20 protein-coding genes and 1 pseudogene are annotated in these 23,089 nt (G+C 45.9%); 11 read left to right on the top strand and 10 right to left on the bottom strand.

Annotation, left to right across the window (positions count from 1 at the left end; translation table 11 throughout):
- The first annotated feature begins 114 nt into the window (after nucleotides 1–114).
- Nucleotides 115–1,941, top strand: a complete 1,827-nt coding sequence (locus H6H02_RS16605; protein WP_190819708.1) for a HEAT repeat domain-containing protein — start codon at nucleotides 115–117, stop codon at nucleotides 1,939–1,941.
- A gap of 48 nt (nucleotides 1,942–1,989) precedes the next feature.
- On the opposite strand, the gene H6H02_RS16600 is transcribed toward H6H02_RS16605, so the two are convergent.
- A complete protein-coding gene (locus H6H02_RS16600; RefSeq protein WP_190819705.1) occupies nucleotides 1,990–2,874 on the bottom strand; it encodes a 4-hydroxybenzoate solanesyltransferase in 885 nt (294 codons plus the stop codon).
- Nucleotides 2,875–2,983: 109 nt separating this feature from the next.
- On the opposite strand from H6H02_RS16600, the gene H6H02_RS16595 reads away from it, so the two are divergent.
- The 4 genes from H6H02_RS16595 (at nucleotide 2,984) to H6H02_RS16580 (ending at nucleotide 8,791) form a co-directional block, all read left to right on the top strand.
- The gene (locus H6H02_RS16595) at nucleotides 2,984–4,657 is read left to right on the top strand and encodes a Ppx/GppA phosphatase family protein (protein ID WP_190819703.1); all 1,674 of its coding nucleotides are present in this window, start codon (nucleotides 2,984–2,986) and stop codon (nucleotides 4,655–4,657) included.
- Nucleotides 4,658–5,188: 531 nt separating this feature from the next.
- Nucleotides 5,189–6,091 (top strand): hypothetical protein, encoded by a 903-nt coding sequence (locus tag H6H02_RS16590; RefSeq protein ID WP_190819701.1) that lies wholly within the window; start codon nucleotides 5,189–5,191, stop codon nucleotides 6,089–6,091.
- Nucleotides 6,092–6,286: 195 nt separating this feature from the next.
- A complete protein-coding gene (locus tag H6H02_RS16585) occupies nucleotides 6,287–8,209 on the top strand; it encodes a plasmid segregation protein ParM domain-containing protein (protein ID WP_190819698.1) in 1,923 nt (640 codons plus the stop codon).
- A gap of 126 nt (nucleotides 8,210–8,335) precedes the next feature.
- A complete protein-coding gene (locus H6H02_RS16580) occupies nucleotides 8,336–8,791 on the top strand; it encodes a DUF29 domain-containing protein (RefSeq protein ID WP_190819696.1) in 456 nt (151 codons plus the stop codon).
- A 139-nt stretch (nucleotides 8,792–8,930) separates the two neighbouring features.
- Here the strand turns inward: H6H02_RS16580 and H6H02_RS16575 are convergent, their stop codons facing one another.
- Entirely contained in the window at nucleotides 8,931–9,968 is a 1,038-nt protein-coding gene (locus H6H02_RS16575) for a hypothetical protein (protein ID WP_190819694.1), read from the bottom strand.
- Between the two features lie 193 nt (nucleotides 9,969–10,161).
- On the opposite strand from H6H02_RS16575, the pseudogene H6H02_RS16570 reads away from it, so the two are divergent.
- Nucleotides 10,162–10,503 (top strand): annotated as a pseudogene (locus H6H02_RS16570) (XisI protein).
- A 214-nt stretch (nucleotides 10,504–10,717) separates the two neighbouring features.
- Nucleotides 10,718–12,190, top strand: coding sequence for a glycogen synthase GlgA (gene glgA, locus H6H02_RS16565; protein WP_190819692.1), 1,473 nt, complete (start codon nucleotides 10,718–10,720; stop codon nucleotides 12,188–12,190).
- A gap of 199 nt (nucleotides 12,191–12,389) precedes the next feature.
- Here the strand turns inward: glgA and H6H02_RS16560 are convergent, their stop codons facing one another.
- Complete coding sequence (locus tag H6H02_RS16560; RefSeq protein WP_190819691.1) at nucleotides 12,390–12,683, bottom strand: hypothetical protein; 294 nt, start codon at nucleotides 12,681–12,683, stop codon at nucleotides 12,390–12,392.
- A 480-nt stretch (nucleotides 12,684–13,163) separates the two neighbouring features.
- Here H6H02_RS16560 and H6H02_RS16555 point away from each other — a divergent pair, with 480 nt between their 5' ends.
- The 4 genes from H6H02_RS16555 to plsY all read left to right on the top strand — a co-directional run bounded on the left by H6H02_RS16555 (nucleotide 13,164) and on the right by plsY (nucleotide 16,582).
- Nucleotides 13,164–13,961 carry an MlaE family lipid ABC transporter permease subunit gene (locus tag H6H02_RS16555; RefSeq protein ID WP_190679097.1) on the top strand — a complete coding sequence of 266 codons (798 nt, stop codon included), beginning with the start codon at nucleotides 13,164–13,166 and terminating at the stop codon, nucleotides 13,959–13,961.
- Between the two features lie 137 nt (nucleotides 13,962–14,098).
- Complete coding sequence (locus H6H02_RS16550) at nucleotides 14,099–14,497, top strand: DUF3119 family protein (RefSeq protein WP_190819814.1); 399 nt, start codon at nucleotides 14,099–14,101, stop codon at nucleotides 14,495–14,497.
- A gap of 66 nt (nucleotides 14,498–14,563) precedes the next feature.
- Nucleotides 14,564–15,871 (top strand): DUF3086 domain-containing protein, encoded by a 1,308-nt coding sequence (locus H6H02_RS16545; RefSeq protein ID WP_190819689.1) that lies wholly within the window; start codon nucleotides 14,564–14,566, stop codon nucleotides 15,869–15,871.
- 36 nt (nucleotides 15,872–15,907) lie between these two features.
- Complete coding sequence (plsY, locus tag H6H02_RS16540; protein WP_190819686.1) at nucleotides 15,908–16,582, top strand: glycerol-3-phosphate 1-O-acyltransferase PlsY; 675 nt, start codon at nucleotides 15,908–15,910, stop codon at nucleotides 16,580–16,582.
- A gap of 57 nt (nucleotides 16,583–16,639) precedes the next feature.
- Here plsY and H6H02_RS16535 read toward each other — a convergent pair whose 3' ends face one another.
- The 7 genes from H6H02_RS16535 to H6H02_RS16505 form a co-directional block, all read right to left on the bottom strand.
- Entirely contained in the window at nucleotides 16,640–18,166 is a 1,527-nt protein-coding gene (locus H6H02_RS16535; protein WP_190819684.1) for a VanZ family protein, read from the bottom strand.
- A gap of 73 nt (nucleotides 18,167–18,239) precedes the next feature.
- Entirely contained in the window at nucleotides 18,240–19,052 is an 813-nt protein-coding gene (gene proC, locus H6H02_RS16530) for a pyrroline-5-carboxylate reductase (RefSeq protein WP_190819682.1), read from the bottom strand.
- A 109-nt stretch (nucleotides 19,053–19,161) separates the two neighbouring features.
- Complete coding sequence (locus H6H02_RS16525) at nucleotides 19,162–19,752, bottom strand: cell division protein SepF (protein WP_190819680.1); 591 nt, start codon at nucleotides 19,750–19,752, stop codon at nucleotides 19,162–19,164.
- Between the two features lie 197 nt (nucleotides 19,753–19,949).
- Entirely contained in the window at nucleotides 19,950–20,621 is a 672-nt protein-coding gene (locus H6H02_RS16520; protein ID WP_190525208.1) for a YggS family pyridoxal phosphate-dependent enzyme, read from the bottom strand.
- An 85-nt stretch (nucleotides 20,622–20,706) separates the two neighbouring features.
- Complete coding sequence (gene pipX, locus H6H02_RS16515; RefSeq protein ID WP_190410751.1) at nucleotides 20,707–20,976, bottom strand: transcriptional coactivator PipX; 270 nt, start codon at nucleotides 20,974–20,976, stop codon at nucleotides 20,707–20,709.
- Between the two features lie 190 nt (nucleotides 20,977–21,166).
- The gene (gene acpS / locus H6H02_RS16510) at nucleotides 21,167–21,559 is read right to left on the bottom strand and encodes a holo-ACP synthase (RefSeq protein WP_190819678.1); all 393 of its coding nucleotides are present in this window, start codon (nucleotides 21,557–21,559) and stop codon (nucleotides 21,167–21,169) included.
- 85 nt (nucleotides 21,560–21,644) lie between these two features.
- The gene (locus H6H02_RS16505) at nucleotides 21,645–23,087 is read right to left on the bottom strand and encodes an anthranilate synthase component I (RefSeq protein WP_190819676.1); all 1,443 of its coding nucleotides are present in this window, start codon (nucleotides 23,085–23,087) and stop codon (nucleotides 21,645–21,647) included.
- Between the last annotated feature and the right edge of the window lie 2 nt (nucleotides 23,088–23,089).

Genomic DNA, 23,089 nt, shown 5'->3' with positions numbered 1-23,089 from the left:
AAAGTGAAATTTTAAGTTACTATTGCAACTAGGCTATATCAAACAAACTTCATAGCAAAGTGATGTAGCAGCTCTTAAATTCTTTCGTCCCACATCTTTGGTGGGTAGGAGGCAATGCATGATTGGCACTATTTCTTTCACCACTCTCACAATCTAGAAGAAGGCACTTACCGCATCTTTGAGCCGCAGTGGAAAGCAGAGATTCTGCACTGGTTTGGTCAAAAGGATGTGGCAAAGGAGCAAAAAGAAGAGTTTATCAATGCTCTGATAGATTTTGACGACGGATGCGGAGATTTTTATCGATATCGCGCATATTTCCTAGCAGCAGATGCGATCGCTCACTTCAAGGAGTGTAGCTTGGGGGATGCGATTGTCGGACAGTTGCTCAAATGGAGCTATGTCTATTTCAACCAGGAAAAGCAAGACTGGAAAAAACTTCCCGATCTGCTGGCTGAAACAGCAAGAAAAAAACTGGAAACGACGGACAGAGAACGGGTAATTGCTGCCTTTGTCCAGCTATTGCATACGACTGAGAGTCGGCTTACTCTCCGACACGCGGCTGTTCGATTGGGAAGACTCGATCCGGGAAATAAAACTGCGATCGCTGCCTTAGTGTTGCTGATGCAAGTGACACAGAATGAATCGACGCTCTTGAAGGTCATTCTTAACCTGAGCGAAATCGATCCAGGCAATCCCATCTTAATCCCGGCTCTAGTGAAGCTGACTCAGACTACTCCAGCCCAAGTGCAGATACTTCGAGATGCGGCTGAGGGGATAGGGGAAGTTGGCGCAGGTAATGAAATGGCGATCGCTGCCTTGATCCAGCTGATGCAGATCGCAGAAGATCGGTTTATTCCTGAACAACAGAATCGCCATTATGATGAATTCATTCATGCGTATGCAGCGAGGAATTTAGGGAAAATAGGCGCAGGCACTGAAAGCGCGATCGCGGCTTTGATCCAACTGATGCAGAAAGTTCAGTTTCGTCCAGATACTATTTACCCAAATCAGCGTTACATCTCTTGGGAAGTGGTTGAGGCTTTGGGAAAAATTGCCATTGGTAATCAAACTGCCATTGCTGCTCTATCCCAGATACTTGAAACTACTCAGGATGTAGCGATCCGTTGTAGTGCCGCTGCCAGTTTATTGAAGATCGATCCAGGTAATGCAGATGCGATCGCTACTCTATCCCAGATACTTGAAACCACCGAGGATGAAACTATCCGTTGGAGAGCATCTGACAGTCTAGTACGAACTGGCGATCGCCATCAACTCGCGCTCGATGCTCTATTTGAATTAGTTCAAACCTCTCCAAAAGATTACCCTTCTCTGCGAGCAGCCGATAGCTTGGAGAGCATTGATCCTAGTCATGATCTCGCGATTAATGCCTTGGTTCATCTAATTCAAAATCAGCCTAATTCTTGGCTTTGGGAATCTATTGATTGCTTAGGACGAATTGGTGCAGGAAATGAAGAGGCGATAGCTGCCTTAATTCATTTAATCCAGACCACTCAGAATGAATCTAATATCTGGGCTGCGGCTGAAAGCTTAGGGCGAATTGACCCAGGTAATAAAATAGCGATCGCTACCTTACTTAAACTCGTTCAAACTTCTGAGGAAACTTATTGGCGTAGGCAAGCAGCTTGTAGTTTAGGGGAAATTCATGCAAGCGATGAAACGGCAGTTGCAACCCTCATCCAGTTCATTCAAACGGTTCAGGATGAGAATGAAGATGAATACTTCCTCCGGCGTCTAGCTGACAGCTTCAAGAGAATTTCCCAAACCAGCCAATTAATGGAAGTCGTTACAGCCTTAAAGGATTATCTAGACGAACAGGTTTTCAAAAACTGTTTTTATCGCTTTGAAGCTTGCGATCGCATCATTTGGCATTGTAGCCAAAATATGACTTATCCAGATTTCTACAAAGCTTGGCACAATTAACCCAAACTTGCCAGGGCGACCCTTGTGGTCGCCCCTACAAACTCAAAACTACAGAGAACCAGCAATCATTCCAGCCAGTAAAATAAAACCAATCCAAACATTTTGGCGAAAAGTTTCCCCATATACTGGCGTCGGGATATCTTTTTGGCTGAGTCGCGAATATTGCCAAATCCAAGCTAACGTTGCAAAACTCAAAGCCAACCAAAAGCTTAGGTTTAGATCCATCACAATTCCCAGCCATTCAAGTAAAATAGCCGTGCCAGTAAAGAAGACACCAACCGCTTCAGCCGCATAATTTCCAAAAAATAAAGCGCTGGAATTAATGCCAATCCGCCGGTCATCTTCCCGATCTGACATGGCATAAACGGTATCAAATCCGAGTGTCCAGAGTACCGTCGCGCCCCATAAAATCCAGGTGGGTTCTTCTAGCTTGGCAGTTAAAGCACTCCAGCTAATCAGGACGCCAAAACCCCAAGCAATCGACAGCACTAGCTGAGGCACTGGAAAGACGCGCTTGGCGGTAGGGTAGAAAATAATCACGGGAACTGCCGCCACGCACAACCCGAACGTGAGGGGATTGAGATAGAGTGCGAGAACCCCAGCGCAACTCATCGCTATCAAGGCGACGACGATGCCGGTTTTGACCGACAAAGCGCGAGAAGCGAGGGGACGCGATCGCGTTCTCTCTACTTGCGGATCGATATCCCGATCCCACAAATCATTGACAACGCACCCGGCAGCACTGGTCGCTAAAGTACCCAGTACAATCACGCCTACCAGCGGCAACGGTGGCTTTCCTGCTGCTGCCAGAAAGACCGCCCATAGTGCCGGAATCATCAATATCAGGCGTCCTGCTGGCTTATCCCATCTCAAAAGCCGGACAACCGTCAGCCAGGTAGGTTCTGTTTCTTTGTGTTCTTGCTGGGTCAGCATGGTCTAGAAAAATGAGTATCCAGAAATATCATTAATCACATCTTTATCCCCTATAGAATATCCTTATTCATCAAATCTCGGCTGGTTCTGCAACCCTGGATACATCGAAATGGTCAATTTAGTTGCCAACGCTAAAGATAATTCTGCGGGTGTTTCAACTCCTAGCATGGATCGAGATCGGATTCTTGCTGCGATTGACTTGGGTACAAATTCCCTGCACATGGTGGTCGTGCAAATTCAACCAAAGCTGCCTGCTTTTTCGATTATTGCTAGAGAAAAAGACACGGTGAGACTGGGCGATCGCGATAAAAAGACGGGCAATCTGACACCAGCGGCAATGGAACGAGCGATCGCAGCTCTGCGCCGCTTCCAGGGAATTGCCAAAAGTCTCAACGCCGAACAAATAATTGCCGTGGCAACCAGCGCGGTCAGGGAAGCCCCCAACGGGCGAGACTTTTTAAAACAAGTAGAATCAGACTTGGGCTTATTGGTCAGCCTGATTTCCGGTCAAGAAGAAGCCCGAAGAATTTACTTAGGCGTGCTGTCGGGGATGGAATTAAACAACCAACCCCACATCATTATTGACATTGGCGGCGGTTCGACCGAGTTAATTTTAGGGGATAGCCACGAACCGCGATCGCTCAGCAGCACTAAAGTCGGTGCCGTCCGACTAACCGCAGAATTGATTACTACAGATCCCATCAGCATTGGTGAATTTCAGTACCTACAAGCTTATGTGCGCGGACAGATAGAACGCGCCGTTGATGAATTGCGGGCAGTTCTCCAACCGGGTGAACAGCCGCGTTTAGTGGGAACGTCCGGGACGATTGAGACGCTAGTGACAATGCACGCGCGAGAAAAACTGGGTACCAATCCCTTTTCGCTAAATGGCTACCAGCTGAGTCTCAATGACCTTAGAGATTTAATTAATCGCTTGCGAAGGCTCAATTACTTAGAACGCGCCGCCATACCCGGAATGTCAGAACGGCGGTCAGAAATTATTGTTGCTGGGGCGGTTATTTTACAAGAAGCGATGACGCTGCTGGGTGTTGAATCGCTAACAGTCTGCGAACGCAGTCTCCGAGAAGGAGTCATCGTTGATTGGATGCTCGCTCATGGCTTAATCGAAGACAAGCTGCGCTACCAAAGTTCTGTACGCGAACGTAATGTAATCAAAACCGCCCGTAAATATGGCGTTAATCTGGAATACTCTCAGCGAGTCGCAGAATTTGTCCTTAGCTTATTTGACCAAACTCAAGGCATCCTCCACCACTGGGGTTCAGAAGAACGGGAACTACTTTGGGGAGCCGCAATTTTACACAATTGCGGACACCATGTCAGTCATTCTTCCCACCACAAACACTCTTTTTACTTAATTCGCAACGGTGAACTTTTAGGCTATACGGAAGCCGAAATTGATGTGATTGCGAATTTAGCCCGCTATCACCGCAAGACTGCGCCGAAGAAAAAGCACGAGAACTATCAAAATCTGCCGACTAAACAGCACCGACAGATCGTTTCTCAGTTGAGTGCCTTGCTCAGATTGGCAGTTGCTCTCGACCGGAGACAAATTGGGGCAGTTCAGCAAGTGCAGTGCGAATACAACGCGGAAACTAAAGAACTTCAGCTCCACATAAAACCCACTCAGCCAGATGATGATTGTGCCTTGGAAATCTGGAGTTTAGATTATAAAAAAGACGTTGTTGAGGCAGAATACGGCATTAAACTACTGCCGGTTTTGAACGCTCCTGCTGTTCCAATTAACAATAACAGTCCTCAATAATTCGTGAATGCCAGATCCGCGGCTCATTTAAGAATTTGGGGATCTAAAGAGGCTACTATCGCAACTCAAATAGGATTGCGATAGTAGCCTCTTTAAGTAAATCAATGGGGAGCTTTTCTGTTTACGCTCAAAAGTCAAGGTTTGCGAATGCTTCAATTGCGCCAAGTCTCCTGAGCGCGATCGCGCTGTTCCTTAGGGTAGAAGTTGGAATCAGCCGTAAAAGTTATCTTTATAGTTAAGTACCGTACAGGAAGCTCTTCTCAGGACTTTTGACCGGCAAGAAAAATAGCAATATCCCTTACCGAGTTATTATAGATAAAGTATCAAGGTGGACAGAAAGTTTTAGATTAAATTTGTCCCTTTTTAAGTAAATTAAAATAATGACATTTTAAAAAAACTATTGATAAGCTTTCTAAACTAAAAAATGCTTTATAAAAGTTAGTTTGTAAAACTAGCTTTAGCATTTATAGAAAATTTTAGTAAAATAACCGATTGTTCAATATTTTAGCAACGCTGAATTCTTAATTTGCGATGAAAACACTATATACACTTTTTACCAAAGAACGCAGCGAAGTTCAGACAGAGATCGATAAGGCAACTAGCCCGGAGCAGGTCGTTAAGCTGGTTCAAAAGCGACTCGATAATATTCAGAGCAGTTACGTTGGCGAGTTAAGCGTCGCTCAGGTACGTCTGGCTTCTTTATTCCTGGACACTTTGCGGCAGTCCTTGGGGACTCTTACCGCTGCCAATGAGGCGAAAGTTTCAGCGATAGAGCCTCAGCAGAGTGCTAACCCAGTTAGAAGGGTTTCTCCCAAAACCATAATCCTGAAAGTGCTACAGGGACTCATCTGCATAGGCATTTTAGATTCTCTATTCTCCTTGGCTTCAGATGCGCCAGGAGCTTGGATGGATATCTTGCTGGTGTCTCTGCTGGTTGGACTAGAAGTAGTGTCCCAAATCGATAAACGCGATCGCGCCAATCGTTCAGTTTCTCTTCAACCTGTAGAAGCGCCCCAGCCGATCGTTCGCGTCGATAGCCAAGTCTTTCTGGACAACCTTACCGATGCGCTGAACACCATTGATTTGGCAGTCGCCCGGACTCAGGAAGTGAAAAAACCGCTGGATGCTAGTGGAATAGAAGAGCTACCAGAACTGTTGAATCTGCTTCAGAGACTTATGGGTGCGTCAATTCTGGAGAAACCCCAGATGTCGCTTCAACTCACCAAACTGCTGCCACAGATTTTAATGGAGCAGGGAATTCGGGTGCAGATTTACCAAGGGGACGATACGCATCGCGAGTATTTTGATTTCGAGCCAAGTATCGATCCTGCCGCCAAAGAGTATGTCACGATCACTCCCGCTTTGTTTAAAGGCGATCGCTTGCTCCGACGCGGTCGAGTGATTGAGCCAGCATACTCTGAGGCTAGAGAGTAAGATGTCTTGTCATCGTAGCTGTGTGTAGTCGTAAAGTCTTCATTTAGACAGTATTTTCCTTGTTTCGTAGCCCCTCTCCAAGGGGGTTTGGGGGATCAAAAATCTCAACGAACAATAGAAGTCCCCCTAGCCCTCCTTAAAAATAGGGGAATTATTCGGAAATTTGTACCTGGTTGATTAGCGGAAAGTATAAAAATGGAAGTTTTAGAAACTATCGGATTCGATCTGGGGCACGGTGAAACCGCTGTCGCTCAGGCGAGAGTGGAGAGTATCGAGCCTCCAGGGATGCTTGAAGTTAATAATAAAAAGGTTCAAATCACAGCACTAGCTTGGCATCCCGATATCGGTTATCTGATTGGAGAACAAGCATTAATCCAAGCTGGCGTTACTCAGCTCAAAATCGCTTTCAAACAAAAACCCAATACTGACCCAACTTATCGGGAAACAATTAGCAAGTTTCTAGAAACTTACTACCGCCTTTTGAAAGAAAGTAAACAAATTGAAGGTGGAGAAACTAGCCAATTTTACGTCGGATGCCCTTCAGGATGGTCTGTTGATGAACGAGAAGAATACCAAAAGTTACTCAAGGAATCTGGTATTCCTTTAGTCAGCGTTGTCCCAGAGTCGCGGGCGGCTTTCATGCAAGCTAAGGAAGCCGGGAAGCTTTCTTATGACAAACTTAAATCGTCGGTGCTAATTGTTGATATTGGCTCTTCGACTACAGATTTTACTCTGGTTAAAAGTTTGCACGAAATCCCGATAGATTTCGGAAGTAATGCTCTGGGAGCTTCTCTAATTGATAAAGCAATTTTTGCCCAGACTCTCGCTAACCATGAGGAAAAAGCGTTACTGGAACGAGTATTTGAGGCATATCCTCATCACCAAGCGCGTTGCGAACTTGCTTGCCGCAAAGCCAAGGAAGATTACTTTTCTAACGAACAGGTATATAGCAATCCTCAATCCTTTGCACGCGGCTTTGAGTCGATCAACGAACAGATTTACTTTGTGCCTCAAGTGAATAAAGGGGTTATGGATGAAATCTTGAATCAACCTTTGCCAGAATTGGGTGGCAAGAGTTGGCTTCATTCGTTCCGGGAATCAGTGAACGAGGCGAAAGAAAGGCTTGAAAAACAAGGTTTTGTACCCCAACTTTTGCTGATGACTGGTGGTGCATCCCGGATGAAATTTACGCGCCAGATTTGCGAGGAAATCTTCCCGGAACCTGACACTCAAGTTCGCCCCGATCCAGAACCCGAACGCTGTATTGCCTTAGGTCTAGCACGGGTAGGAAGATGGGATCTGCGTGCTGCTGCTTTTAAAGAAGAGGTCAATACACTATTTGATTCCAAGAAGTTAAAAGACTTGGTCAAAAAACATATTCCAGAGTTAATCGAACTGTTGAGTAAGCCACTATCAGAAGGCTTGATTGAAAGCACAATTCAACCAAGTTTAAAAAACTGGCAAAACAACAAAATACGCACTTTGGCTGATTTGGAAGAGTCTATGAAAAAGCAGGCGGAGCAGTGGATTGAAAGTCCTGGCGCTCGACAAATTGTCAATACTCAATGTGCCACTTGGTTTAACAGTAAGATCCAACCCGAATTAGCTGAAGAAACCGACCCCATTTGTCAAAAGTTTCAGATACCCAGAAGTAGCTTAAGGTTTGAGGAAAGTATCGACCCCGATGTGGTTAGTCCAGACCTATCGATTGGAGACACGATTCTTGCCGAAACGGTGGGGTTTATTGTCAATGTGGTGATTGGTGGAGGGACTGTCGGGAGCATTATTGCTCTAATTTTAACTGGACATTTGACCTGGCCCATCGTGCTAATCTATGGTGCCTCAGTTCTTGCCGCAGGAGTGGAGATCACTCGCAGCAAAACTCAAGAAGCAATTAAGACAAAGGTAGATGTTCCAAGTTGGACTCGTTCTCTGCTTCTGAGCGATAGCAAGATCGACTCTACTTGCGAGCAAATGAAACCTGAGTTAGAGAAGGTTTTTAGACAACAACTAACAGAGAATCAGGAAGCTTTTGACAAATTGATTGGGAAAGTTGGTCAAGAATTGAAAAAAGCTCTAAATACTAAGGCGGAAGAGGCAGTAATTCTCATTCAGTAAGGATGCGATCGCGCTTTCCTCGCTGCTTATAATTTGATTGGGTGAGAGCGATCGCTACAATATTACTGACAATCCATTGGGAGAAGTCTTGTGTCAGCTAGTTCGGGACTTTAAGAGGAAATGGTTATGACAAGAGAGCTAGAAACTAACCGACAGAGTTTGTACGAGACAGACTACCTGAAATGGATTCAAACTACTGTAGAAAAGTTGCGGGTTGGAGACTACCCTAATATCGAATGGGAAAATCTAATTGAAGAAATCGAGGACATGGGACGAAGTGAGCGCCGGAGTCTAAAGAGTAATCTTATTATTGTCCTGACTCACTTACTTAAATGGCAATTTCAGCCAGAATTTAGAAGCGGTAGCTGGAAAGGTAGTATCGTTGAACATCGCAGACGCATTCGTGAAGCTCTCAAAGATTCTCCTAGCCTCAAGCCTTATCTTGAAGAAGTGTTTGTTAAATGTTATTTAGATGCAGTTGAACAGGCAAGTGCTGAAACTGAACTGCCATTAGAGACATTTCCGCAATTATGTCCCTACACATCCACAGAAGTTTTAAATTCTAAATTTTTGCCAGAATAAGTGATCGCCTCTCCACCCTAATCCTAAAAGGAGAGTAAAGTTTAATGAAAAAATGCTGTTAATTTGTCTTAGTCTAAAGTCTAGCTTTAGGGCTTATGCATATTAAATAAACCGAACTCATTTCACATGAGGTAGTTGATTAAGGACATATATCCCCCAAGGCTAAGTTTTTTACACCTGATTTTGTATATATCAAAGCTCCTGAATCAAATGGTTGTTTGAAAGCTGATGGAAGACACCCTTGAAAATAACAACTTTTAACAATGGCAGTACCTTTTTCACCTACTACCTCAACAGTCAACTGAGCAAAATCACCTCCCGCACCAATATCCCAGGTTGATGATTGTTCACCTTCGGCAAGGGCTGTTGCTCGGATTACTCCAATATGAGCTTTTAGTTTTTGGCAGTTCTTAAGTCTATCTACAACATCCTCATAAAAATATCCTAAGCTCTTATGTCCCCAATCATTACGAACCGAAGCTGGAACAATTAATCCTGGTGTATGCTTAGTAATTACAGCAAAGAAGTATGGCATTAAAATTATTGTTATAGTTAAAATTAAATAAGTAGTTCTCCGAAAAAGAGAAGGTGGCTTATGTTTTGTTACCGAACAAGATAGGTAAAGGAATAAGAAAGAAAATAAAATTGGGACACCTTTTAACAAAGGATATAGAGGTATCCCAAGGGTAGCTACTGTCGATAGCAGGAAAGCTTGAAATAATGAAAAGTTAGGATATTTATGAAATAAAGGAAAAATCACCTTAGAAATTAATACACTTACTCCAACTATCCCAAGAATAAGAAAAATTATAACAATCCACCAAAAAGGTAATACAAGTATGGCAAAAGCCATATCAATATGTGTTATTAGATACAAATCTAATAAACATCCTACTAATATGCTTGGCATCACCAGTGCTAGGTTAATATCTTGTTTTCCATATCTCAAAGTCCATATAGTAGCAGCACTACAGGAAAGAGCAACAAAAAGGGTCATTGAAAAACTATAGGGGTATTGAATTGGATGTGGAAACCAGGAACCAATAGGTTCATTTCTCTTAATAAGGCTTATCGTAGTCAAAAAAGCAAAAAATAGTAAGCTACAACCGAAAATAATTAATGTTGTGCGAAATGATTCGGCTTTCGTATTTCTTATGTTATTCGTGTTTTCTTGCAAGATTCATCCTCCTTAACCGTGTATAAAACAAGTGAAGCTAACTAATTTAGCCTATCAAAAATTGATTGCAAATACTTGGTAACAAATTATAATATAAAAGCAGAGAAATTCTGAAATAAACATATTTGAAATGTAGTTGAAGGCAACAGTTTTTCACTGTGGTTGTAAATATCTAAAAAAAGATAATAGTTCGATGTAAAGACTAAATTACTATCGCAATTTAATCAAAAAAATCTTAACAGAATACTCTGAGTGGGCATCTAATGCGCCTAAAGATGGCGTCGAGGAATGCTTGGCATTTGATGAGGTTCGAGATCATTACTTTTGGTTTCACATTGGTTGGGATGGCAAGTGCAGAGTTCAAGGAGTAATGGTTTACTTGCGAATTCGAGATGAGAAGATTTGGGTTGAGGAAGATTGGACAAAGCAGGGAATTGTAAATGACTTGCTAGAAGCAGGGGTTCCCCATGAGGATATTGTTTTAGGATTTCAACATCCGAGTAAGCGATCGCTGACCGAGTTTGCGATCGCCTAGTCCACCTTGAATAGAATCTGAACTACCAGGCGATCTGCATAACTCGAACGGACAAAGGCGCGAAAAGCCACTAAGAGTGGCATACGCTATGCGCTCGCTTATCTTCCCATGACAGTTCTGTTGTTTATACCGAATGACGGGGTCGTTATTGCTGAGGTGTATATATACTTTTGTGAAATTAAGAAAATAGATTTCTATCTCAGGAGGAGTAAGGATGTACATCGTACAAATTGCCTCTGAATGCGCTCCGGTCATCAAAGCTGGTGGTTTGGGAGATGTCGTTTACGGGCTGAGTCGGGAGCTAGAAAATCAGGGAAATTGCGTCGAGCTGATTCTGCCTAAGTACGATTGCATGAGGTACGACCACATCTGGGGACTCCACGATGCTTACCGCGACTTGTGGGTGCCCTGGTATGGCGGTAAAGTCCACTGTTCTGTTTATTGTGGTTGGGTACACGGGCGGGTGTGTTTCTTTATCGAACCCCACTCTGAAGATAATTTCTTCAATCGAGGCTGTTATTACGGGTGCAACGACGACAATATGCGGTTTGCGTTCTTCAGCAAAGCCGCTTTAGAATTTCTCCTTCAAAGCAACAAGCGACCCGATATCATTCATTGCCATGACTGGCAGACCGGCTTAATTCCAGTCATGCTCTTCGAGAATTACAAGTATGAGATGGGTCTTCAGCGGGTTTGCTACACCATTCACAATTTCAAACACCAAGGGATGGGCGGTCAAGAGACCCTGTGGGCAACCGGGCTGAATAACGAATCTTACTACTTCACTTACGATCGCCTGCAAGATAACTTCAACCCTTTTGCCTTGAACTTTATGAAAGGGGGGATTGTTTACGCCAACGCTGTGACGACCGTTTCGCCCCATCATGCTTGGGAAGCCCGCTGCACCGAGATTGGCTCTGGTTTAGGTCATACCTTACATCTGCACCAGGATAAATTTACTGGCGTACTCAACGGCATCGATCATGATTTTTGGAATCCCGAAAGCGATCGCTATATACCGGCTCACTACAGCAAAGAGAACTTAGAAGGGAAAGCCGAGACTAAAAAAGCTCTCCGGGAGAGACTTTTGCTCCGCGACGTTGATAAACCCATCGTTGCCTACATCGGTCGCTTAGACGCTCAAAAAGGCGTTCATCTCGTTCATCATGCTATGTACTATGCGCTTAACAATGGGGCGCAATTTGTACTGTTGGGTTCGGCAACGGAACCGGGAATTAATGCCCATTTCCAGCACGAAAAAGGCTTTTTGAACGATAATCCTGACGTTCATCTAGAACTTGGCTTTAATGAAGAGTTATCCCACCTGATCTATGCAGGGGCGGATATGATTATCGTCCCTAGCAACTACGAACCCTGCGGACTGACTCAGATGATTGGCTTAAAGTACGGCACGGTGCCAGTTGTGCGGGCAGTCGGCGGACTGGTAAATACTGTATTTGACCGAGACTACGACCAAACGAAGCCTCCGGAAAAACGGAATGGCTTTGTGTTCGATCACAGTGATGAGCCTGCGTTTGAGTCAGCAATGGAGCGGGCTTTTAAGCTGTGGTACAACCATCCCGAAGAGTTTCGCCAGCTTGTCCTTCAGGGTATGGAGTATGACTACTCGTGGAAAAATCCAGGGGCGGAATATTTGAAGATTTACGACCAGATCCGACACACGTGAAGCGAAATTGTGGTCGCTGGAATCTTGAAGTAAGTCTTTTGCGGTTGTGCCTCGCTTTTAGGGGCACAATCTTACCTAACTTGGGTGCAGACGGCATTCTCTAACAAATTCTGTCAGAACTGCGATCGCGCAACAGAACTCTTGTTGATGCCTTGTTGATGCTTAGGGATTTGGCAACGACGAAAGCGATCGCGGAAGATTAATTTCCACGTAAATTTTGGTAACGATAAAAAGCGTAGGTGTCAAACATGGCTCCGGCAACGCTACAGGTCAAGCCAATTACTAAGAGACCTTCGATGGAACATCCGCTGCCGAAGACGGTGAGAAACTCCAAAATTACCGCTCTGCCACACTGACTGACTGCTTCGAGGAGGGGAATGTAACCCAGTATGGACAGGCTTGCCAACACACTCGCGAACAGGAGTATCGGGGCAGTGAAGCTGAGAAAACTCGTCAGGATTAGGGAACGGAAATAGTTAGGGAAAATGTTCATGAAACTGTGAGTGTGAATGAACTGCCGAGCGTGGAATCGGGAAGGATACTTTACAACCTCTATATACAATAGAAGCGATCGCTCACACTATCCCGATCTGTCAGAAATCTTAAATAAACCTTAAAAATCTTGTTTAAAGTCCGTAAACATATCTCAGAAATTCATTCAGTCCTTCTAGAGGAGTCCCTTATATTGCTTCTAGAGGAGTCCCTTAGAAGCGACGAAACCCTTGACAAGGCAGGCTTGTGTGTATGCGGTAGCTTTTTCTACGGGGCTAGGGGTTCGGTCTGGGAATTCTGTTAAGCAAAATTGTTGGGCGAAATAAGTCACTTGTGTGTGTACGGTAGCCCTAGAATGCTGAGTCACAACACAAATCAGCACAACATAATATAGTACAAAAGAGATTCTTGTAGCTCGCCGCTCATCAGCTATGCTTTACACATCTATGCTTTATACAGTCATTGAGTCAGCAGGGCAACCTTGAGCGAGACTTCTTCCGGTTCCAGCTTAGAGTTATGGGGTCAGCGGTTGCTGGCGGCGATTTTGTTGGGTGGGCAGGTGGTGGTTCACCTCCTGACAAAAAAAATCCATCGGCGCAACACCCTCGACCAAATGGCGATGGTTGGCCCAGAATCGCTCTTGATTGCTCTAGTCACAGCCGGTTTTGTCGGCATGGTATTCACCATTCAAGTGGCGCGAGAATTTGTCAACTTGGGTGCGGGCAGTGCTGTGGGCGGAGTCCTAGCCCTTTCTTTATGCCGCGAACTTGGCCCTGTCCTGACTGCCGTAATTTTGGCGGGACGAGTCGGTTCGGCGTTTGCCGCTGAAATTGGCACGATGCGCGTCACCGAGCAAATAGACGCCCTCTATATGCTGAAAACCGACCCGATTGATTACCTAGTGATTCCCCGCGCGATCGCCTGCTGCTTAATGCTGCCAGTTTTAACCATTTTGTCTATCCTCACTGGCATGGCAGGGGGATTGCTCATTGCCAGAAATCTCTACGGAATTGCCCCAAATGTATTTTTAGAGTCTGCCCGAAATTTCCTGCAAGTCTGGGATTTGTGTAGTGCCTTAATTAAGGCATTTTTCTTTGGGGCGCTGATTGCCGTAATTGGTTGCAGTTGGGGCTTAACAACCACTGGGGGAGCAAAAGGTGTTGGACAATCGACCACCACAGCAGTCGTCACAGCTTTGTTAGCTATCTTTATTTCTAACTTTTTCTTATCGTGGTTGATGTTTCAGGGAACGGGCAGTGCCGTACTTAAAGGGGTCTGAGGCGGAAAACCTTTAAAATAAATAAAGTTGCAATCCTGAGCTTGAATCTCGAATCAGGATTTGAACTGCCGCCCCACTTCAGCTTGAACGCTAAGAAAGTGGGTAGGTCTAGTACGATAGTTTACAATATCGGGTTTATGCCTGTGACTACTACTACGTCTTCTTTACCGTCACAAACTGTTGAACTGGCACCCAGCTACGCAATTCCTTTGGTGTTAGTGGCGGCTTCGATTGGGCTGTTATTCGTTCAACCTTGGGTGAGTTTAGCGATCGCTGCATTTGGGTTGTTCCTACTGTTTCAGGCGGCAACGATTCGCCTACAATTCACCGAAACAGCATTAGATGTTTATCGCTCCCAAAGCTTAATTCGGCGTTTTCCTTATCAGGAATGGCAAAATTGGCAGATATTCTGGACTCCAGTGCCGATTCTGTTTTACTTCAAAGAAGTCAAAAGCATTCACTTTTTGCCGGTTCTCTTCGATCCCAAAATGCTAAAAACTTGCCTGGAGCAACGCTGTCCAAAAGCAAGTGCGTAGGGATACCCAGATGCGCGTCCCTACAGATGAGTAGTTAATTGTTAGTTGTTAATTGTTAATTGTTAGATGAATTCAGACGAACCTCAAACCCAAGAACAAGAACAAGAGCAAGAACAAAAGCAACAGCCAGTTGTTGAAGCATCGGACAATTTAGAAGCGCCAGAAGAGGAAACTGTAACTGCCGATCCAGCCTCAGACAATCTTGTAGCATTACAAATTGCCGCTGTTGTGGAGGCATTTGATGATTCAGAAGCGGAAATTGCCGCCGTTGTTGAGGAATCAGAGAATTCTGAGGAGCCTGAGGAGCTAAATGTAACTTTAGTCTCCGTTGTTGAGGAATCAGAGAATTCTGAGGAGCCTGAGGAGCCAAATGTTACTTTAGCGGTGGAAAATTCCGTCTCTGTTTTAGAGCAACGGGTGGCTGATTTACAACAGCAGGAAGAGGCATTAATTCAGGAAATTGCCGCCCTGCAAGCTTCTCATAATAAAATCCTGCAAGACCAGATGGCCCAAACTCAAGCGGCTTTAAATCGCCTGGTGCAGGAGTCTTTGAACGAGCTGGAACAACGCAGACAAACACTACAAATTTCCGTTGAACAGCTGGAACGACGACGGGAACGCATCCGAGAGGAAATGCGAAGAACCTTTGCTGGTACCTCCCAAGAATTAGCCATTCGGGTGCAAGGCTTTAAAGATTATTTGGTCGGTAGCTTACAAGATTTGGTGGTAGCAGCAGAAGAATTGCAACTCCAGAAGGAACCAGAACCCCCAAAGGCAGTTCCAGTCGTGGAAGAGTCGAAGGCTGCATCGCCTGTAAACCCCAAATTTACAGAACAGAGCTTTCAATCAACTGCAAAACAAATTCGCAGTATTTTAGACCAGTACCGGACGCGACCTGACTATTATGGCCCGCCCTGGCAATTGCGTCGTACCTTTGAGCCAGTTCATGCGGAGCGAGTCGCGAACTGGTTTTTCACGCAAGGGGGAAGAGGCGCTTTGCGGACGATGGGCAGTCGCCTGCAAAATATCCTGATTTCTTCTTCCGTCATCTCGGTATTAAGCACACTGTATGGCGATCGCGTTCGCGCCCTGATTCTCGCCAACTCCCCAGAACGACTTGGCGAATGGCGGCGGGGTTTGCAAGACTGTCTGGGGATTTCCCGCTCTGATTTTGGGCCAGAACAGGGAATTGTTTTGTTTGAATCTTCAGAAGCAGTTGTGCAAAAGGCAGAGCGTCTCGTCAAGGAACGCCAGATGCCGCTGATTATCATTGATGAGACAGAAGATCAGATTAATCTATCGCTGCTGCAATTTCCCTTGTGGTTAGCTTTTGCACCCGATCCTCAGCAGATGTCCGCTGATATGAGATATTAGCGACAGACTAATTGAGCTACAAGCAAGAGGCGTTAGATGGGTCTACAACTGGCTTTAAGTGGGGCATTGTTAATCGCAGCCTACCTCTTAGGCTCGATTCCTACGGGTTATTTGGCAGGACGCTGGCTCAAAGGGATTGATATTCGAGAGCAGGGATCTGGTTCTACGGGTGCCACTAATGTTCTCAGAACCTTGGGAAAAGGGCCAGCCATCGGGGTGTTACTGATCGATCTGTTTAAAGGAGTCGGCGCGATCGCTTTGGTTTATGCTTTGTATATCTTTGCACCAACCTTTGCGCCAACTCTTGTCCTGCCTGCCACCTGGCAATCTTGGTTAGTCGCTGGCACCGGCTTCGCTGCCAGCATCGGTCACAGTAAATCTGTCTGGTTGAACTTCACGGGTGGGAAATCAGTTGCCACGAGCCTAGGCGTTTTATTCGCCATGTCCTTACCTGTAGCGTTGGGAACGGCGGTAGTGTTTGGCGTGGTTGTCGCCGTTTCTCGAATTGTCTCTCTCGGCTCGATTGCGGGTGCGATCGCGGTTTCTATTTTAATGCTGATTTTTCAGCAGCCGTTACCTTATCTACTATTTGCGATCGCTGGCGGTGTCTACGTCGTCTGGCGACACCGCAGCAACATTGAGCGTTTACTTGCCGGTACCGAACCCCAAATCGGTCAAAAATTATCAACAGAACCCGAACAAAATTCCTAAGAGTAGAGATGCGTAAGCGTTCTGGTACTCAATGCCATTTCGCGTCTCTGCTCGTTTTTATGCTGCTATCTCGCCTCGTAACCAAGATTCAGCCCACCTTTTCACGATTAGCATGGTGCTAACAGCAAGTGCCATGCTAAAAAGTAGATTCTCTAGCCTAATTGCTCGCTGGGTTCCAGTTGCTAACATGACTTCCAATATTAAAGCGGGGACTAAAATCCCTCCACAAAGCAACAAGGCATAAAAAATAACTTTTCCCCTGGCTTTGGCACGAATGAGTGCTAAACATAAACCCAGAGGGATAAAGATTAATCCATAATACAAAATCTTGTAGATTCCTAGATTGATACTATTAGCATCAAAAGGTAATAGCTGAAAAGTCATCACTTCTGGAATCAGTTTCAGGGAGTAGGGTTGTTTTACTCCATCTATGTAAATTTGAAGAATTGACCCTTTATAGGTGAGAAGCAGCTGATGATTGTTGGTGTCTCCAAAAACATCTGGAACATTTAGTTGATAACTTGTGGCGTTTTTGCCAGTGGCTGGAGTTCGCACTCGAAACACCAAATTTGCTCCCTTTTGTCCAAGGGTAAAATTGCGGTTTTCATCATCTGCTGAAAGTGAAATAATCCGGGCAGGACCATGCTGCATTGTGTCAGCAGTAGCGACAACGGCACCTAGCGTAAATTCAGAAGTTGCGGCAATCTTTTGTGTAATCAAAGCTACAGAGCTTTTTGTCTCTAGCCAATGATTGGAATCGAGAGAAACACCCCTTTGATCCTGAGTGGTTGGAGAGTTTTCTCGCCAAGATAAATCTGGAAGGTGCCCCGTTAAATCGGGATAACTGCCTGTACCTGTCAATTGATATACAGCTACTAGGTCTTTTTTGATTGCAGAAAATGGAACTTCCGAGGAAAAGGCGGACTCTGCTTCTTGGTCTGAAACTGCTTTATTCGCGATATATAGCTCGGAAATATAGCCTTTCCAAGGTCTAGTTCCTGTTGGTTCGTTGCCAAGACTCAGCGGGAAAGTTTGATTCCAACCGCTGAGGTTTCCAGCATCTTGCCAAACAAGGGTCATTATAAAAATTAATAGAATATATCCAATAAAAGCAGCCGTTAACTTTTTGATTGAAAGAAAGCTCTTATTGCTTCTAACAAGATTTAAGGTTGCTTCCTGGATTTTCTCTTTCCCCACACGAAAGCATAGAAAGCCGATAAAAGCACCTAAAATACTGGAACCAATATCAAATAGGGAGGAACTTCGGGAAGGGATAAATAATTGCAAAACCTCGATTATAAAACTTAAACAAAAAGAAATTAATAAGGTGAAACCAAGTGTCTTTAATTCTGGAAATCTTTTTCGCTGTGTCAAACAGGAAAAGGTAAAACCAAAGGGGAAAAATAATAAAACGTTAATGATTAAGTCGTAAAAATTTCTTAATTTAAAAAATTCTGAAGTGAGAAAGCGATAGTTTATTTTACTAGCATTCTCTTTAAAGGCAAAATCATAAGGAAAGAGTGTAACAGCTAGTATCAGTAAAAGGCTAAAAATAAAGACTCTATTCGCCCATTTTTGCCACATAAAGTATTGTTAATAAATCATTTTACTTCTGGCAGCAGGAATAAAACATTTACTTGCCCATCAAGACTACCTATCAACGACCCAGCTCCTGAGAGCGCTGAGAAGCCGCCACCACTGCTTCAATCAAAGCTGAGCGGAAACCAGCCCGCTCTAACTGGGCAATCCCAGCGATAGTTGTACCTCCAGGGCTAGTCACGCGGTCTTTGAGTTGAGCGGGATGCATTCCCGATTCGTGCAACAGATGGGCAGTCCCCAAGACAGTTTGTAGGGCTAACGAAGACGCGATCGCTCTTGGCAATCCAGACGCCACCCCACCATCTGCAAGTGCTTCCACCATCAGCGCCACATAGGCGGGACCCGAACCCGAAAGTCCTGTCACCGCATCCATTAAGGATTCTGGCACCTCAACGACCTCTCCCACCGCCTGGAAGATCTCCTTTGCCTGTTCTAGGTGCTGCTGGGTAGCGTACTGACCCAGCGCGATCGCACTCATTCCGGCCCCTACCGTCGCTGGGGTGTTCGGCATCGCCCGAATCACTGGAGCTTGGGGAAAAGCTGCTTCCAGTTGACTCAAAGAAACACCCGCCATAATCGAAATCACCACCGGCGGCGACGCTTGGGCAGAAATTTCCTTCTCCAAGTCTGCCGCCACCGCTGCAAACACTTGAGGTTTAATCGCCAGTAACAGCACCTCCTTTGCCGCCGCTACCGCCCGATTCTCTGCCGTCACCTGGATGCCGTACTGCTGCGCCAAAAAGTCTCGCCGCTCTCTTTGCGGCTCACTCACCAAGACTTCTTCTGTGGCATAAAGCTGTTTTTGCATCAGGCGGGATAATAGAGCTTCTCCCATTACCCCGCCACCAATCATGCCGAATTTAGTAGCCAACCTCGTCCCCCAATCCCTATCAGCATGAAAAGTCAGTTGTCGGCGGTCAGTTGTTTTTCGTCGTTACGACTGACCATTGACCGCTAACAAGCGTCTCGATTCAGAAATTTTACTGCGCCATCCGGGTCGGTTCGTTTGACCAAGCTGGGGAAGGGGCAGAGGGACGGGGAATCCGGACTTGTGGTTGAGGCACTTCGTGAACCACGCCAGTCTGGGTACTGACTTGAACACAGCTCGGTGTAAACAGAAAGATACTTTCGCCGATTCGCTCTTGGTGCCCATCGATCGCATAAGTGCCACCGGCAACAAAGTCTACAGCCCGTTGCGCCTGATCTGGGTCCATAATCGTCAGGTTTAGCACGACTGACTTCCGCTCGCGCAAAGCTTGAATCGCTTGGGGCATTTCTTCAAAAGAACGTGGCTCCATCACAACCACTTCTGAAATACCATTCACCGAACCGGGCATCCCAATTACATTATTCATTGTTGTCCCCATTTCTATTTCTCGTGCAACAGGTGTGCTTGTCCGCGCCCGACGGCTCTGGCGACGTTCTTCTTCTGCTGTCGTCGGTTGAGGATGCTGTTCTTGATAGAGATTTTGGTACTCTTCTCCCTCGGCTTCTTCGTACTCGTCATACTCGTAGTGAGCTGGCTCATTGAGGCCCACGAAATCTCGTAGCTTAGAAAAAATATTATTCACAGTTCACGCTCCATCACGATTTAAGGTTAGACTTTGGGGCTGGGATCGCAGGGCACCCTTGAGGCAGCAGTCCTAGTTTAAGGAAACGACAATAACAATCATATAGTCGTGCTGGCAATATAATATCCGATGCCTCTTAATTACCCTACTCATCTATTCGGAATAGATGTTGACATCTGTAAGCGGAGTGGGGCTTTTCAGGATGCCCGTTCTCCAAAAAGAATTCGCCCCAAACGTATCATTGTTGCCCCAGATTGCACAGCTAGTGGGTAATCACCTGACATTCCCATTGATAGCTGCTGCATTTGAATATTTGACCAGTTTTGCTGTCTGATCTCATCGGCTAGTTTGCGGGTTCTATCGAAAACTGACAGGATTTCAGAAGCCTTGAGATCGAAAGGCGGGATTGTCATCAAACCTTGAATTTGCAGATTGTAGCACTCATTCAGGGCTGGTAAATCGGCAAGCAGTTGAGGAACTGTCCACCCGTACTTATTGGGATCTGGCAGCAGTTTCACTTGGAGGCAGATGAAGGGCGAGCGCGACAGCTCAAGCGCCAGTTCGTTTAATCGTTGGGCTAATTTTAAACTATCTATCGAGTGAATCCACTGAAATTGTTCTAGGGCTTTTCGAGCTTTATTACTCTGGAGGTGTCCAATCAGGTGCCAGGTGATGTCTGGTAAATCTTGCAGTTGCGCTTGTTTGAGTTCAGCTTCAGAGATGCGACTTTCACCGAAATCCCTTACTCCCGCTGCATAAGCTTCGCGCATGGCTTCAGGGGAAACCTGTTTCGTGACGGCGATGAGGCGGACAGATTCCGGCAGTTGCTGACGAATTTCAGAAAGGCGTTGGGCGATCGCTCCAGTCATTTAACTTCACTTGAAAATAGGCAGGGAAGCAAAAATTAAAAATGCTTGCATTAAAAAGGATTTTTTAATTTTTAATCGCTTACCCCTATTGAAATGTTCGCTTATGAATAGCCTGAAGTTGGGTGTACTCCTCCATTTGACCGTTGCGACGGAGCATCCGCAAACGGTTTTCCACCATGAGGCGACCATCACTGCGGGTAATCGGTTCAAACGTGATGCCCGTAGGACTGGTATTCACCAAAAAGAAGAGACGTTGGGCATAAAGGGTCGTAAATAGTTCCTGGCTGTCCTCAAGCAGACATACTCTGTAAAGTAAGCCAAATGTAGGGTGATTTAAATAGGTTTCGCTGCTCATTAACATCCACGCGAAGAATGCCCATCCCTAAGGGAGGGATTGGGAAAAGTCGAAGAGTTTAAGCGGCAGTGCGACTCACGCCAGCCGCTCTCTGTTGAAACCCAAGATGTTTCACTCTAGTTCAAACTATGCAGATGATAGCTTGTATTCGGGCACCTCAGAGAGAATGTTTGGGAATTGGCGACGTTTTTCAGGGTGAGCAAACGAGGATAGCGGTGGCTACTGAATAATCGCCATCATGGCTGATGCTTAGTTGCCACTGACAATCTCCCCAGCCTGCTGTCTGGGCGGCGGCTGAATGATGGAGAAACACTTGCGGCGCACCTGTAGGTAAACGTCGAATTTCAATATCGGTGTAGCTGACTCCCCGCCATCCAGTTCCCAGTGCTTTAGCAACGGCTTCTTTTGCCGCCCAGCGCCCTGCTAGCTGGTTGATAGAGAGGCGACTGCTATCATCCTGAGTGTAGCCGCAATCTTGTTGTTCATCAAAAGTATAGACGCGCTGCAAGAAGCGATCGCCAAAGCGTTCAACAGCGGCTTTAATCCGAGGCATATAAACAATATCCGTTCCCAGCCGAATCATTCTGTTGCTAGTTGCTCATAAGAGTGGCTCTTCAAAACCCTGCCTGACAGCCACTCGCCAATGGCACTTGACTGATGACCCAGAACTAATCACTAATAACATTAAAACTTCCCAGGGCTGCCAGGAGAGCTTGAGCTTTGTGTAGAGACTCATGCCATTCTCGCTCTGGATCGCTATCGGCAACGATTCCCGCCCCGACTTGCCCATAAATCATCGCTGCATCGGCATGATTGGGATAGAGGAGGGTGCGGATCAGGATATTTAAATCTAGGTGCCCGCGCCAATCGAGAAAGCCACAGGAACCATAGAACAAATTGCGACGCACGGGTTCGAGTTCTTCAATGATTTCCATGCAACGGACTTTCGGACAGCCAGTGATAGTACCGCCGGGGAAGAAGGCGCGAATCAGGTCAACAGCGTCGTAGTTTGGGCGAATTTTGCCGATGACGTTGCTCACGAGGTGCATGACATGGCTGTAGCGCTCAACGGTGAAAAGTTCGTTGACTTCTACAGAACCCCACTCGCACACACGCCCCAAGTCGTTCCGCTCTAAATCCACCAACATAATGTGTTCCGCTCTTTCTTTGGAATTGGCAATCAAGTCTTGCGCCAGATGCTCGTCGAGGGCGGGGGTGCTGCCGCGCGATCGCGTTCCTGCAATCGGTCGCGTAGAGACACAAAATTTCGCATCTCCATCTCTTTGCATCTGAACCAATCTTTCTGGAGAACAGCTGATGAGTGCCCCCCACGGGGTCTGCCAATAGCTAGCAAAGGGAGAAGGATTGATTTGGTGTAACGCTTGATAAATTGCCCAAGGACGGGCAGTTACACGGCTTTCAAAGCGTAGGGAAAGATTTGCTTGAAAGATATCTCCAGCTTGGATATACTTTTTCGCTTGCCGCACCGCATCTTCGTAATCAGTTTGGGGCGTCCAAAAATGGAAATGAGGGGATTTTTGATTTTGGATTGAAGACTCTACTGGCTCTTCTACGACTTCGTCCTGCGTTCGGCTTTCTAGCAGGTTTTGCAAGGAATCGAGTTCGGCTTCATCGCTAGCGGCTAGCCATAGGGTTTGTTCCCAGTGATCGAGGACGGCAAAGGATGCCGGTTCATACCAATAAGCAACCGGGAATGGTAGGGGGTCAGAGTTTAAATGGGGTAGCTGCTCAATCTCCCAAGCCAGGTCATAACCCAGCCATCCTAGCCAGCCGCCAGTGAAAGGCAGGTCTGAGGGCTGTAGAGACTCATCCCTGAAGGCAGAACGTTGCCGCAAGCGACTTAGGAAGGGGAGGATCTCGCCAACGGGTGGAGTCCATACTGCCTGCACGCCATCTATAAAGCGCGGCGCACCGGCACAAATCGAATATCTGGCGATCGCATTCTTGGCTTCAGGTGAGTGTTGAAGGAGCGGATTGTAGGGGCTTTCGAGTAGGGTGGCAATTTTACCGGCGTCCAGAAACAGAGCGGCGAATACTTCTGAGCCAGTTCGATGTTGAAGAGGAAGCGATCGCCAAAACCAAGGTTTCATAT

This window comes from Coleofasciculus sp. FACHB-1120 (assembly GCF_014698845.1).
Classification (GTDB): Bacteria; Cyanobacteriota; Cyanobacteriia; order Cyanobacteriales; family FACHB-T130; genus FACHB-T130.
This window is presented reverse-complemented; position numbering and strand designations above follow the sequence as displayed.